This is a genomic window from Bacteroidales bacterium (assembly GCA_021157585.1).
Taxonomy (GTDB): Bacteria; Bacteroidota; Bacteroidia; order Bacteroidales; family UBA12170; genus UBA12170.
Genome location: JAGGWH010000174.1, coordinates 19152 through 32326, shown reverse-complemented (window position 1 = coordinate 32326; position 13175 = coordinate 19152). Strand labels below are relative to the sequence as shown.

Annotated in this window: 13 protein-coding genes and 1 other RNA gene; 5 read left to right on the top strand and 9 right to left on the bottom strand. The window is 34.2% G+C overall.

Annotated features, from left to right (window positions below):
• The 3 genes from J7K39_12275 to J7K39_12265 all read right to left on the bottom strand — a co-directional run.
• Positions 1 to 1446, bottom strand: a 1446-nt coding sequence (locus J7K39_12275; GenBank protein ID MCD6180670.1) for a sodium:solute symporter, incomplete at its 3' end; no start/stop codon positions are given.
• A 1-nt stretch (position 1447) separates the two neighbouring features.
• On the bottom strand, positions 1448 to 2005 hold the full coding sequence (locus J7K39_12270; GenBank protein MCD6180669.1) for an HAD-IIIA family hydrolase: 558 nt from the start codon (positions 2003 to 2005) through the stop codon (positions 1448 to 1450).
• 1 nt (position 2006) lies between these two features.
• On the bottom strand, positions 2007 to 2579 hold the full coding sequence (locus J7K39_12265) for a D-sedoheptulose 7-phosphate isomerase (protein MCD6180668.1): 573 nt from the start codon (positions 2577 to 2579) through the stop codon (positions 2007 to 2009).
• 151 nt (positions 2580 to 2730) lie between these two features.
• On the opposite strand from J7K39_12265, the gene J7K39_12260 reads away from it, so the two are divergent.
• The 3 genes from J7K39_12260 to pyrF all read left to right on the top strand — a co-directional run bounded on the left by J7K39_12260 (position 2731) and on the right by pyrF (position 6289).
• Positions 2731 to 4299, top strand: a complete 1569-nt coding sequence (locus J7K39_12260; GenBank protein MCD6180667.1) for a hypothetical protein — start codon at positions 2731 to 2733, stop codon at positions 4297 to 4299.
• An 82-nt stretch (positions 4300 to 4381) separates the two neighbouring features.
• Positions 4382 to 5458 (top strand): peptide chain release factor 1, encoded by a 1077-nt coding sequence (gene prfA / locus J7K39_12255; GenBank protein ID MCD6180666.1) that lies wholly within the window; start codon positions 4382 to 4384, stop codon positions 5456 to 5458.
• A gap of 12 nt (positions 5459 to 5470) precedes the next feature.
• A complete protein-coding gene (gene pyrF / locus J7K39_12250; GenBank protein MCD6180665.1) occupies positions 5471 to 6289 on the top strand; it encodes an orotidine-5'-phosphate decarboxylase in 819 nt (272 codons plus the stop codon).
• Between the two features lie 19 nt (positions 6290 to 6308).
• Here pyrF and rfaD read toward each other — a convergent pair whose 3' ends face one another.
• The 5 genes from rfaD to J7K39_12225 form a co-directional block, all read right to left on the bottom strand.
• A complete protein-coding gene (gene rfaD, locus J7K39_12245; protein MCD6180664.1) occupies positions 6309 to 7274 on the bottom strand; it encodes an ADP-glyceromanno-heptose 6-epimerase in 966 nt (321 codons plus the stop codon).
• A gap of 66 nt (positions 7275 to 7340) precedes the next feature.
• Positions 7341 to 8774 (bottom strand): glycosyltransferase family 39 protein, encoded by a 1434-nt coding sequence (locus J7K39_12240; protein MCD6180663.1) that lies wholly within the window; start codon positions 8772 to 8774, stop codon positions 7341 to 7343.
• A 3-nt stretch (positions 8775 to 8777) separates the two neighbouring features.
• On the bottom strand, positions 8778 to 9341 hold the full coding sequence (locus J7K39_12235; protein ID MCD6180662.1) for a threonylcarbamoyl-AMP synthase: 564 nt from the start codon (positions 9339 to 9341) through the stop codon (positions 8778 to 8780).
• Complete coding sequence (locus J7K39_12230; protein MCD6180661.1) at positions 9342 to 10346, bottom strand: glycosyltransferase family 9 protein; 1005 nt, start codon at positions 10344 to 10346, stop codon at positions 9342 to 9344.
• A gap of 9 nt (positions 10347 to 10355) precedes the next feature.
• Positions 10356 to 11174, bottom strand: a complete 819-nt coding sequence (locus tag J7K39_12225) for a 2,3,4,5-tetrahydropyridine-2,6-dicarboxylate N-succinyltransferase (protein ID MCD6180660.1) — start codon at positions 11172 to 11174, stop codon at positions 10356 to 10358.
• A 143-nt stretch (positions 11175 to 11317) separates the two neighbouring features.
• Between J7K39_12225 and ruvX the strand changes: the two genes are divergently transcribed.
• Positions 11318 to 11737: a Holliday junction resolvase RuvX gene (ruvX, locus tag J7K39_12220; GenBank protein ID MCD6180659.1), complete on the top strand. Its 420-nt coding sequence runs from the start codon at positions 11318 to 11320 to the stop codon at positions 11735 to 11737.
• A complete protein-coding gene (def, locus tag J7K39_12215; GenBank protein MCD6180658.1) occupies positions 11737 to 12309 on the top strand; it encodes a peptide deformylase in 573 nt (190 codons plus the stop codon). The genes ruvX and def overlap by 1 nt, the downstream gene beginning before the upstream one ends.
• Positions 12310 to 12686: 377 nt before the next feature.
• Here the strand turns inward: def and rnpB are convergent.
• Positions 12687 to 13085: RNase P RNA component class A (gene rnpB, locus J7K39_12210), an RNA gene on the bottom strand.
• Positions 13086 to 13175: the final 90 nt, after the last annotated feature.

The following is a 13175-nucleotide window of genomic DNA, read 5'->3' as shown; positions in this document are numbered from 1 at the left end:
TTTTGGTTTGGAAACAATAAATAATCCGCCAAACATAAGCAAGCCATTGATAATCAAAAGCTCAAATCCAAATTGATAGCCGTTTAGAATTTGGGGCGAAAAAGCTTGAATTAGATAAGATAAAGTAGGCGATAGAATCGCGATAAGCGGAACCCATTTATCATTTACTTTTCGGTTTAAGAAAATGCCAAAACTAAACAATCCCAGCAATGGTCCATAAGTGTAGCCGGCAATGGTAAATAGTTTGGTAATAATTGCTTGATCATTAATCAGCTTGTACCCAATAATAACGAAAACAAGTACAAGAGCCATTCCAAAATGACTGAATTTACGAATTATAGTTTTGCGTTTTTCGGAGAGATTAGTTTTCCTGTCAAAACCTAAAATGTCAAGGGTAAAAGAAGTTGTTAAAGCTGTTAATGCACTGTCTGCACTACTATAAGCAGCGGCAATTAAACCAATAATAAATATTATTCCTGCAAAACTTCCTAGATGATTAAGAGCTATTTCCGGAAAGAGATTGTCGCTTGTTCCGTTAATTATAATTCCTTGTTTTTGTGCATAATAAGCCAAGAATGCTCCTAAAGTTAAAAAGATAAAGTTAACGGGAACAAGAGCCCAACTCATCCAATAGATATTCTTTTTCGCTTCGGGCAGATTTTTGCAACTTAAGTTTTTTTGCATCATATCCTGATCCAGACCTGTCATTACAATGGCAATAAATGCTCCTGAAACAAATTGTTTAACAAAGAAATATTTATCGCGCCAATCGAAGAAAAACATTTTGGTATAATCTGCTTCTTGTACTGTTTTAAAGAGATCAAAAATAGATTTTTCTAAGTGGCTAGATATTAAAAAGAGCGAAATAACGACAGCCAAAAGCATAAATGTTGTTTGAAGTGTGTCTGTCCAAACAATAGTTTTTATACCGGCTTTCCAGGTGTAAAGTAATATTAGTCCTACAAAGGCAAAAACGGTAGCAGCAAATGGAACACCATAACTATCAAGAACAAAATGTTGTAGCACATTTACCACAAGAAACATCCTGAACGAAGCCCCAATTATTCGCGATAGCAAAAAGAAAGAGGCTCCGGTTTTATAGGATTTCATTCCAAAACGTTGAAGCAAATAGCTATAGATAGAAGTTAAGTTAAGTTTGTAATAGATGGGTAAGAGTACATTTGCAATTATAAAATAGCCCACCAAATAGCCAAATACGATTACCATATAGGAGAATTTGGTTGAGCCCACCACTCCTGGAATAGAAATAAAAGTTACTCCACTAAGCGATGCCCCAATCATACCATAGGCAACTATATACCAAGGAGATGTTTTGTTTCCGATAAAAAAACTTTGATTGTCGGCTTTTCTACCACTTATCCAGCTGATAGTAAAAAGTAAAACAGTATAGCCTAGAAAGCTGAATAATATGAGTTGTGGCGACAAATTAATTCGATTTTAAGTGATTAACAAAATCTAATAAAGAGGGGTATACGGGAACCGCAAATGGAATGGCAGATTTTTCTGTGGTTTCTGCTATAATGAAAGCACATTGCATTTCGGCATTCTGTCCAAACTCAATATCACTTTTGGAATCGCCAACCATATAACTTTTCTTAAAATCAATGGTAGGAAATTCTTTTTTTGCCATTTGTGCCATAGCCAAACCCGGTTTTCTGCAATTTGGTGATTTTGTAGCTAAATCGGGGCAAAAAAAGATACTGTCGATACGCCCTCCGTTTGCTTTAATCTTACCCAGCATCTGTCGATGTACTACTCTTAAATCTTCTAAGTTCATCAAACCTTTTCCAATACCCTGTTGGTTGGTTACAATAAAGACATATTTAAAAATATTTGATAATAGTTGTAAAGCTTTAAGACTACCTGGTAAAAATTCAAGCTCTTCAGGTTTCTGTACATAACCACCAATTATTCGTTTATTAATTACGCCGTCGCGATCGAGAAATAAACTCCACTCGTTTTTTAATTCTGCTTGATTATACATCTTATTGTGGGAAAATAGTTTGTTCAACAATTTCGCATAGACTATGTCCTATAATCATATGTAGTTCTTGAATTCTTGGAGTATCATCAGAAGGAATTATGATACAATGGTCTACTAATGCCTTTGTTTTTCCACCATCTTTTCCGCTTAAAACAGCGGTTTTGAGTCCAAGTTCGTTAGCTGTTTCTAGTGCTTTTACAACATTAACGGAATTTCCCGAAGTGCTTATTCCTATCAGCATATCACCTTTATTTCCATAGGCTCGGATCATACGAGCATAAACGTCATCAAAAGAATAATCGTTAGCAACGGCAGTTAAAAAAGATGTGTTAACATGTAAAGCTTCTGCGGCAAGTGGTGGACGATCGTAGTAAAAACGACCCGATAGTTCGGCAGCAAGATGTTGAGCATCTGCGGCACTTCCTCCATTTCCGCAAAATAATATTTTTTTACCCGAACGAAGTACGCTAACCATTTCCTTTGCAAGGGTATCTACGGTTTTCGTAATTTGAATATCGTTTAAGACTCGTGTTTTTAATGCAATAGAATCTTCTAAAGCTCGCTTTAAAACCATAATTCCTTTTTTTACAAAAATATGATAAGTTTTTGAATTTGTGCTTTTTGATTAAGTTGGTTTTATTTACACTAAGTTGTTCAAAAATAAGTAGATATTCTAAAGAAGTGTTATTTTTGCCGACTAATTTTGCAATTGTAACATCGGGTTTATGCGAATAACAGTTTTTATTCTTGTTTTGTTTTTAAGTTTTGCTCAAAACGTATTGGCACAGCAGTGGGTAGAAAACGGATTCTTAGAAACAATTTCTGTAGATTTAGAATTTAAGAAAAGTACGGACTCTAACTTTACTCTTGAGCAGAAAGACATCAATAGTATGCTTCGCTCAATAGCATATACTCATCAAAAACCCGTGGAGTCTCTTCATATTACTTGGGAGTTTATAGCAAGTTATCAGGTTTATCGACAAGAAAAAGGCAATTTCAAAAGCCAGATTTTTATTAAGCCAATGCCTCCTCAAGGAGATATTAATCTTTATGAATTTAATTCAGCTGAGTATATTTTACCTGAACTTCAGTCGTTTCGTTTAAGAATTTTTAAAGAAGACAGTAGTTTGGTTTATTTAAAATATTATCATCAAAATAATATTTCTGTCAGTTCGGTCGGGCAAATTGCACATTTTCCTATTTGGCATCAACGTTGGGCTAAAGGTTGGTATATGAAAATCGATCAAATTGATTTTGTAAATAGTAAAACAGATATTTCTTTTGAGCGATGGTTTCAATATATTAACGACTACAAAGCAGCCGACTATTTAGTAGATGCACTTTTAAGAGATTATCAAAAGTTGCAACGGCAAGCTCAAGATCCTTGTACTTTTTTAATTAAAAGTCTTCGTCAGATTAGTTATTTAAAAAAGCTCTATCAAATGCCTTTTTATAGATTTACCATACGAAAGAAAAAAGACCCTGATAAGTTGGAGCAAAAGATGAATGTTTTATCGACTTTGCTCGATTTGAATATTAAGAAATATAGTTCTCTATTTAAAGAGTCGGTTTTGATTGAATCAATTTCTGTAGAGCATTTAGTTGATACTTATTTGATGGAAGAAGAAAATCTGTTGCATCTGCAACAAAATTATAGCAGTATTTACGATGATGTTTTTAATCAATTAGCTAAAACTAATTATCCTACAAACTTATCATATAATGATTTTAATTTTTTTGATACAGCTACAGAAAATAATCCAAAAGGGAAATCGTTGGTTTTGTCTTTCGAGAATCGCTTGTTTGAAAAAAGCATGTTTAATATAGATAAACTGATAAGGGATAAAAAATTTACGGAAGCTCTCTACACTATTAATAATTTAGAGCGCTTTGTAGAACATGCCAAGGTGTTAAAATTAAACAATGCTTATAGGCAGTTTAAAGCCAGAGCAGCTTATGGTATGTATAATAGTTATATAGATGTTATTGAGAAAGCAATTAAGATTAATAATTCCAAATTGGCTGCACAGTATCTTAAGAAGGCGAGTAATGTTCAGAAGATTTATCCTAAAGAGATTATTACCAATGGTTTGGTAGAAAAAAAACTAAGACAACTATTAGCTGTTTGTTATTCTGATTATAATAAAATGATAGAGCAAGACAGATATCTTGAGGCTGCAGCAAAGCGAGATGCTATTCGTGAACTTATAGGCGATTTTCAGCTTGAGGGTTTTGAGGCTATGTTAGATGAATTAAATATGCTCGATAACCAAGCTCTTAAAAAGGAAATTTAAAGAACTTTCTATTTCCGTATTCTGTACAATAGAGTCGCAGAGTGAATCTTAATTTTTCGTATTTTTGCACAAAATTTTTTAGATGTTAGATAAGTTAGCCGGAATAAAAAGACGTTACGAAGAAATAGGAGAGCAAATGACCGATCCTGCTACTATGGCAGATATGAAGAGGTTTGTTCAATTAAGTAAAGATTATAAAGAGTTAGAGCCTATTGCAGAGGCTTACGAGGTATATAAAAATATTATTGAAAATATTGATTCTTCACGCGAAATCATTAAAAATGAAAAAGATGAAGAATTTAAGGAGATGGCTCGCGAAGAGCTAAACGATTTACTTGCTAAAAAGGAAAAACTTGAAGAGGATATTAAAACGCTTTTAATTCCTAAAGATCCACAGGATGCGAAGAATTCTATACTTGAAATTCGTGCCGGTACCGGTGGTGACGAAGCTAGTATTTTTGCGGGCGATTTACTTCGTATGTATCAAAAATACTGCGAAACTAAAGGATGGAAATTTGATATAGTGGATATGACTGAAGGAACCGTGGGTGGTTTTAAAGAAGTTATTGTAAACGTAAGTGGAAAAGATGTTTATGGTACTTTGAAATATGAATCTGGTGTTCATCGGGTGCAACGTGTTCCTCAAACAGAAACTCAAGGCCGTGTGCATACTTCTGCGGCTACCGTTGCTGTTTTGCCCGAAGCCGAAGAGTTTGATATTGACTTAAATCCGGCAGATATTCGGAAAGATACTTATTGTTCTTCAGGTCCCGGCGGACAAAGTGTTAATACTACTTATTCGGCTATTCGTTTAACTCATGCACCAACGGGAATCGTGGTAACTTGTCAGGATGAAAAATCGCAATTGAAAAATCTTGATAAAGCAATGAAAGTATTACGTTCCAGAATTTACGAGTTAGAATATGCTAAATATCAAGATGAAATTTCTTCTAAGCGTAAAACCATGGTTTCAACAGGCGACCGATCGGCAAAAATTCGTACTTATAACTATCCTCAGGGTCGTGTTACCGATCATCGTATAGGCTTAACACTCTATAACTTAACAAATATTGTAAATGGTGATATTCAGGAAATTATTGATAAGTTGCAGATTGCTGAAAACGCTGAACGCCTGAAAGAGCAAGAGGAAAGTTTATAAATATTTTAAATGATGACAAAGCAGGAATTGGTTGATCAAATTCGCGAAAAGCAATCTTTTTTATGTATAGGATTGGATAGTGATATAACCAAAATTCCTAAGCATCTGCTTAGTGATGAAGATCCTGTTTTTTCTTTTAATAAACAGATAATTGATGCTACTCACGATTTGGCTGTAGCATACAAACCCAATACAGCTTTTTATGAAAGTCGTGGTGTTGATGGTTGGAAAAGCCTTGAAAAAACCATTGATTATCTGAATAGCCTTAAAGATACTGTTTTTACCATAGCCGATGCCAAAAGAGGTGATATTGGAAATACATCGACTCAATATGCCAAGGCTTTTTTTGAACAACTTAACTTTGATGCAGTAACTGTTGCACCTTATATGGGAAAAGACTCTGTTTCTCCTTTTTTGCAATTCGATGGAAAATGGGCAATAGTTTTAGCTTTAACGTCTAACCAAGGCGCTTTTGATTTTCAATTTATTCAGAATGAGGATAATAAAGAGAATCTATACGAAATCGTGCTTGAAAAAACAAAAGCTTGGGGCAGCGAAGAGAATATGATGTTTGTTGTTGGAGCTACTAAAGCAGAAATGTTATCGGAAGTGCGTAAACATATTCCTAATCATTTTTTATTAGTTCCCGGTGTTGGTGCACAAGGCGGAAGCTTGGAAGAAGTTGCTAAATACGGAATGACCAAAGATATTGGTCTGCTCGTTAATTCTTCTCGTGGAATTATTTTTGCTTCAAATGGAAACGACTTTGCTGAAAAGGCTAGGGAAGAAGCATTTAAGCTTCAGAAACAAATGGAAGCATTAATTAGCTAATTATCAATCAGCACATTAACTAATATACTTTATTATTTAACAGATATTTCTGCACATAATCCCTAACACCGTCTTCCAAATTATAGAAACTTGATGTATAGCCTTGCTTTCGGAGCTTTTGAATTTTCGCTTCTGTAAAATATTGATACTTATCTCTGATATTTTCAGGCGTTGGAATAAATACAATATTGGGTTCTAAATTTAAAGCAGAAAAAGTAGCATTTGCCAAATCAAGAAAAGATTGTGCTTTTCCTGTACCTATATTATACAAACCCGATTGTGCTTTGCTGTTCTTTAAAAACAGCATTACATTTACTACATCTTTTACATAAACAAAATCGCGTAATTGCATTCCGTCTTTATAATCGGGATGATGCGATTTAAAAAGTTTTACTTGCCCCGTATTTTTAATTTGATTGAAAGCATGAAGAATTACAGATGCCATTCCTCCTTTGTGATATTCATTAGGTCCGTAAACATTGAAATACTTTAATCCTGCCCAAAAAGGAGGTGCTTTTTCTTGTTTCAATGCCCACTTATCAAAGTCGTTTTTAGACCTACCATAAGGATTTAGAGGTTGCAATTGCTCCACAATATCATGAGAATCCTCATAACCTAATTCGCCCATTCCGTATGTAGCTGCAGATGAAGCATAAATTAGTGGAATGGAATATTGGGTACAAGCTTTCCACATTTGTTGAGTATAATGAAGATTCAGTTTGTTAAGAACATCAACATTAAATTCGGTAGTGGCAGAACGTGCTCCTATATGAAAAATATAATCAATATTCTGATGATTATTTTCAAGCCATTCAAAGAAATTTTCTCTGTCTATTTTTGCCGAAAACAATTTGTTTTCCAAATTTCTGTCTTTTTCTGTTTTAGAAAAATCATCGACTAAAATTAAATCTGCTTGTTGGTTTTCGTTTAGTTTTCTAACTAAAACGCTTCCAATAAATCCAGCTGCACCGGTAACTACAATCATCGTATTACTTTTTTGCAAAAGTAGGGATTTTTTGTGGTTTTGCTTCTAACGGAAAATATCAGTTTATTAGTTAGCAGGATATGATTTTAACTTAAAAAGAGAGAATTTTTTCAAATTCAATTCAGTAATTGAGTAGCTGTCTGTTTGTCGTGGAAAACTTCCTTTCTTACATAGATAGAAGCGATGAGGTTTTTTTGAAACATCATTTAGACTGATGTAGGAATAGCGAGCGAAATACGCTTGCAAAGGCCAGTTTTGAGATAGATTTTTCGGGATGTCAATCATTTCATTACTTGGTACAATTGCACTAATGGAATAAATATCTTCTAACATTTCTTTATCGCGCCCAATCTTATTTTTAAAGGAGAATGTGGCACTAAAAGCAATAAGCAAAAGAAATAAACTTAAAATACCTGAATATTTGAATATAAATGACTTACGAAGTTTTGCATTTGCGATATTTTCTAAAAGAGGCAGAGTAATAAGTCCGAATGCCAAAGCAAAAAAAGGAAAAGCCGGAAGCATATAAAATCCGCTTTGTTTTAGGCTAATCATAATTGGTAAAACACCCGAGAAACCAAGTCCTAAAAACAAATAAATTAGAGTCCTGTTTTTTTGAAAAGAAGTTTTAAGGTGTTTAAAATTCTTTTTAAATATTAAACTTATCAGAAGGAAAATTCCAAAATCGGATAGTAATTCGTTAAACAATCTGCCCACTATAAAAAAGCGAGAAGCTACGGTTTGAACGTCTTTTATGCTAGTTATTATTTGTTTATTAAAATAAGATTGTAAAGCGTAAAATGCTTGCTCGTTTAAAATAAGTAAAAGAATAAGTGGAGTAATGGTAAATAAAATCAGTAAAGCTGTATTCAGCACCATTTTAAAAAATGAAATGTCTTTTTTTAAAATCCAATACCAAAAATAAAAAGACAAGGGAAATAAGGCAACTAATCCTTTTGTTAGCAGTCCTAAAAACAGAAATATTCCTCCAAATAATATCCATAAAGTTGTTCTTGTTTTAAGCGATTTTATTAATGTCCAAACAGCGGCTAAAACAAAAATCTGTAAAGTGTTCTCCAACATATTATTTGCAACAGCCCATATAACTAATGGGTTTGCAAACCAAAAGAGTAGGGGAATCCATGTTTTGTTTTTTGGCTTTCCAATTTCTATCCATATCAAAACAATCAGACAAGCCGAAATAATAAATGTTGTGAGAGAATAAAACCGTTCTATTAAAAAAGAGTCACCAAATATTTTAAATGCTAAGGCTTCTAAGCCAAGTGATAGTGGTGGATGTTGGTAAAATTCGGGATATAATGTTTGACTTAAATGGGGCTGCCAGAAAGAGCCTAAACCATTGGCCATATTATGAGATATGGCGGCGTAAATTGTTCCGTCCATAAACATTCCATCAGAAAATAAGTTTATTCCTGATGCTGCAATAAATGTTGTTGCAACTAAAAAAAAAGCCGTATATGGTTTTAATTTTTGGTACATCTTCTATTCACGAATAATGGTGTACTTGCCAGATTTGTCTAATTTAATTATGGTGCTTGCTTTGTTTATTATATCTGCATTTTGTTCTAAATTAACTATATAATCCACTTTTGTTTTTATATAATCCTGAATATGAGAGTAGAAAAGCGGACTAGGTGTGCCGGAGATATTTGCTGAAGTAGAAACTATAGGTTTACCAAGTCTTTTAATTAGTTCACTGCAAAAAGAGTGTTTTACTATTCTAATTGCAATAGTTCCGTCTTTTGCAATGAGTTTTGAAGTTAAATTTTTGGCTCCGCTATATATAATTGTTAGAGGTCTATCTATATATTTTATTAAATCGGATGCTATTGAAGGTACTTCCTCAACATAATCCTTAAGTTGATTAAAGTCAGATAGAAGAACAATCATGCTTTTCCTCTCTTCTCGGTTTTTTATCGAATATATTTTTTTTACTGCTTTAGTATTCGTAGCATCACAACCAATACCCCAAATTGTATCTGTTGGATATAAAATGATGTTTCCTTTTTGGACATGTCTTAAAGCTTGTTGTAATTCTTCTTCCATTTATAAGCGATTTAATAGTTCTTTGGTATCAATATTTAAGGCACATTTAAAATGACCTTTTGGGCAGGTTTTATGTCCGTGTAATCCACAAGGTTTGCAATCTAGTTTTTCTTGGGCTTCAATAATTACCGAATCGTCTGATAGTGGTCCAAATCCAAAATCAGGAATGGTAGAACAGAAGATAGCCGTTATTTTAGCATTTACGGAGGATGCAATATGCTGAGCTGCAGAGTCGTTTACGTAATTCATTGCAGCATCGCGCATTAGCGCAGCCGACTCCAAAAAACTAAGCTTTCCGGCTAAGTTCATAATATTGTTTTTTGCTTGTTTTACGATAGTGTTGCAAAGCTCTCTATCTGCAGCCGATCCTAAAAGATAGATATTAATATCACTATTAATTTTAGTAATAAATTCCATCCACTTTTCAATAGGATATTGTTTAGTAAACCAGAGAGATGCGGGAGTAATAGTAATATATTTTTTAGTTTTATATTGCGACATCATCGCAAATTCTTTCATTGTGGGATATAAAGCCGGTTTAGATTTCTCGTTATCTGTAAGCGTAATAATAAGTTGATGATTACGATCGGTTTCGTGCCAGTTTTCTTTAAATTTATGAGGAAAGACTTTACTGAAAAATATTGACAAAGGGTTTTTTTTAAAACCATATTTCTTTTTTGCTCCTGAAAAAACAGTGAAAATACCACTAGAGGCAAAACGTTGTAAATTAATTACCGCATCATATTTTTCCTCTCTAAACTGGAAAATAATCCGTAGCATATTTTTATACTTCTCTTTGGATTTGTCCCAAGCAAAAATTTCATTTATCCAAGGATTTCCATCAAAGAGTCTTTCGTTGCCTTGCTTAACTAAATAATCAATCTGAGCATTGGGATAGTGCTTATTAAGTTTTTCACCAATGGCAGTGGATAATATCACATCGCCTATGGATGCGGTTTGGATGACTAGAAATTTCTTGTCGTATGTACGATGAATATGATGCATATTTTTATCTTAAACAGCGACATTATAATCGCGTAAAGCATCGTTTAAAGAGGTTTTTAAATCGGTTGAAGCTTTACGTTTTCCAATAATTAAAGCGCAAGGAACTTGATATTCGCCGGCAGGAAATTTCTTGGTATAAGTACCCGGAATCACCACAGATCGAGAAGGAATATATCCGCTAAACTCAACAGGTTTTTCTCCGCTAACGTCAATGATTTTAGTAGTTTTTGTAAGTACAACATTGGCGCCTAAAACGGCGGCTTCTTCAATACGTACACCTTCTACAACAATACAACGAGAACCAATAAAACAGTTGGCTTCTATTATAACAGGAGCAGCTTGAACAGGCTCTAAAACACCTCCAATACCAACGCCTCCGCTTAAATGAACGTTTTTGCCAATTTGAGCACAAGAGCCAACGGTAGCCCAAGTATCAACCATAGTATGACTATCGACATAGGCTCCAATATTTACGTAACTGGGCATCATAACAACACCAGGTGCAAGGTAGGAGCCGTAGCGAGAGAGAGCATGAGGAACTACGCGGACTTTAAGATCGGCATAATTGGTTTTTAGGGCAATTTTATCGTGAAACTCAAAAGGAGGCATGCTTATAGTCTCCATCTTTTGAATAGGAAAGTACAGAATAACCCCTTTTTTAATCCATTCATTTACAACCCATTCGCCTTTTTCTTTTTGCGCTACTCTAAGTTTTCCGCTATCGAGTAATGCAATAAGTTCACGAATAGAATCTTGAACATCTTCTAATTCCAATAATGAGCGTTTATCCCAAGCTGCTTCTATTGTATTTTTTATATCATCGTACATTATAATTGATTTTTTCCGTGGTAAAAATACTGATAATCTTTGTTTTGGTTAATATATAAACGTTAATTATTTAAGCTTGGTTATATGTCGGGTTTTTATATATATAAAGCAAGAATCTTTTGTATCTTTGCAAACGTAAAATTATGGGTAGAATATTAGCAATAGATTATGGTCAAAAGCGTTGTGGACTTGCTGTTACCGATGAATTAGTAATTATTGCCAATGCTTTGGAAACAGTTGCTGCCAAGGATTTGATTGCTTATTTAACCAAGTATGTGAGTCAAGAAAATGTAAGTTTATTTGTTGTCGGAGAACCCAAACAGATGAATAATCAAGCTTCTGACTCTTCTCGATTTATAAATCCTTTTATTGGGCGTTTACGAAAGGCTTTTCCTGATATTCCAATTGAACGTGTGGATGAACGCTTTACTTCAAAAATTGCTTTTCAAAGCATGATAGATGCCGGTTTGGGAAAGAAAGCAAGGCGTAATAAAGCTTTGGTTGATAGTATTAGTGCTACTTTAATTTTACAATCGTATTTAGAAACTAAAAATTTAAAATAATGTTTTTGCCAATTGTCGCTTATGGTCATCCGACTTTAAAAAAAATGTCGGTAGATATTGATAAAGATTATCCCGGTTTGGATAAATTGATTGAGGATATGTGGGAGAGTATGTACGAATCTAATGGTGTTGGATTAGCTGCTCCTCAGGTTAATCTAAATATTCGTTTATTTTTAATTGATGCCGATCCTTTTAAGGAAGAATATATAGACGCTAAAGGACAAAAGAAGGTCGTTATTAATGCTCATATTTTGGAGGAAGAAGGCGAGGAGTGGGCTTTTAAGGAAGGTTGTTTAAGTGTTCCTGATATACATGAAGAGGTAATGCGAAAGCCTCGTATTCATATTCAGTATTATGATGAAAATTGGGAATTTCATGATGAATGGAAAGAAGGAATTGTAGCTAGAATTATGCAGCACGAATATGATCATATTGATGGTAAGATATTTATTGAACGGCTAAGTTCTATGCGTAAGATGCTTTTGAAGAGAAGGCTAAGTGACATAACTTTAGGTAAGATTAGTACATCATATCGTATGATTTTTCCAAAACAAAAAAGAGGAAGACGGTAGCGTTTTTTGCTTTAACCTGTCATTCTGAACGAAGTGAAGAATCTGTTTTAGCTGGTAGATATGTCTTCTCTTTTTTAACTACCGTTTTCATCGGCAGTTAGTAATGTAATATCTCTTCGGGACATCAAAAGAACCCTGTAAATAAAGCACTTGCAAAAGCCCAAAATCTAAAGGGCTGAAATCTTCAAAATCGTGAGCATAGTCTGTGACAATACAAAAGATTCGGATAATATAATTTGTCTCTGACAAATAATCTCGATCAGAAGACCGTATTTTTATCAAGCTTAATCTGGAGATTAAGCTTAGCGTATGTATGTGTTATGATAAAACAAACGAATATAAAAAAGGTTGATTTCCTTTCGGGAATCAACCTTTAAATGTTTGGCTATTCTATAAGCGGGATTCTGTATTCCGCTAAGCGGAACCTCTACCATTTATCTGGGCTGCAAATCACTCTGCAGCTCTAGCGACCTACCCTCCGAGATTGGCCGGACCGACCTTCCTTTTTGACGAACAAAAAATTCTCGGTTTATTTGGTCTTTCAACCCATAAGGTTTACCTCCGGTTTTATTCACATAAAACAGGTGTGAGCTCTTACCTCACAGTTTCACCCTTACCGGATTGTTCGAAAACAATCTTAGGCGGTATGCTTTCTGTTGCACTTGCTGTTATTCCGTATAAACGGAACACCTTCCCGTTAGGAAGTATGGTGTCCTGTGTTGTCCCGACTTTCCTCTATCCCGTATGTACGGGACAGCGATAGAGCGAATAGCCAAATGTCTTTGAGATTGTTTAAGAATTGATAAATAATGAATTTTTACTTTGTGAACCTTCGTGATGTACTTCGTGAGCCTTCGTGGTTAATT

What these genes read in the sequence shown, in the direction of transcription:
- prfA (MCD6180666.1), top strand. Translation starts at nt 4,382, where the DNA reads ATGTTAGATAAGTTAGCCGGAATAAAAAGACGTTACGAAGAAATAGGA.
- J7K39_12270 (MCD6180669.1), bottom strand. Translation starts at nt 2,005, where the DNA reads ATGTATAATCAAGCAGAATTAAAAAACGAGTGGAGTTTATTTCTCGAT.
- J7K39_12235 (MCD6180662.1), bottom strand. Translation starts at nt 9,341, where the DNA reads ATGGAAGAAGAATTACAACAAGCTTTAAGACATGTCCAAAAAGGAAAC.
- rfaD (MCD6180664.1), bottom strand. Translation starts at nt 7,274, where the DNA reads ATGATTGTAGTTACCGGTGCAGCTGGATTTATTGGAAGCGTTTTAGTT.
- J7K39_12230 (MCD6180661.1), bottom strand. Translation starts at nt 10,346, where the DNA reads ATGCATCATATTCATCGTACATACGACAAGAAATTTCTAGTCATCCAA.
- pyrF (MCD6180665.1), top strand. Translation starts at nt 5,471, where the DNA reads ATGACAAAGCAGGAATTGGTTGATCAAATTCGCGAAAAGCAATCTTTT.
- ruvX (MCD6180659.1), top strand. Translation starts at nt 11,318, where the DNA reads ATGGGTAGAATATTAGCAATAGATTATGGTCAAAAGCGTTGTGGACTT.
- J7K39_12260 (MCD6180667.1), top strand. Translation starts at nt 2,731, where the DNA reads ATGCGAATAACAGTTTTTATTCTTGTTTTGTTTTTAAGTTTTGCTCAA.
- J7K39_12265 (MCD6180668.1), bottom strand. Translation starts at nt 2,579, where the DNA reads ATGGTTTTAAAGCGAGCTTTAGAAGATTCTATTGCATTAAAAACACGA.
- def (MCD6180658.1), top strand. Translation starts at nt 11,737, where the DNA reads ATGTTTTTGCCAATTGTCGCTTATGGTCATCCGACTTTAAAAAAAATG.
- J7K39_12240 (MCD6180663.1), bottom strand. Translation starts at nt 8,774, where the DNA reads ATGTACCAAAAATTAAAACCATATACGGCTTTTTTTTTAGTTGCAACA.
- J7K39_12225 (MCD6180660.1), bottom strand. Translation starts at nt 11,174, where the DNA reads ATGTACGATGATATAAAAAATACAATAGAAGCAGCTTGGGATAAACGC.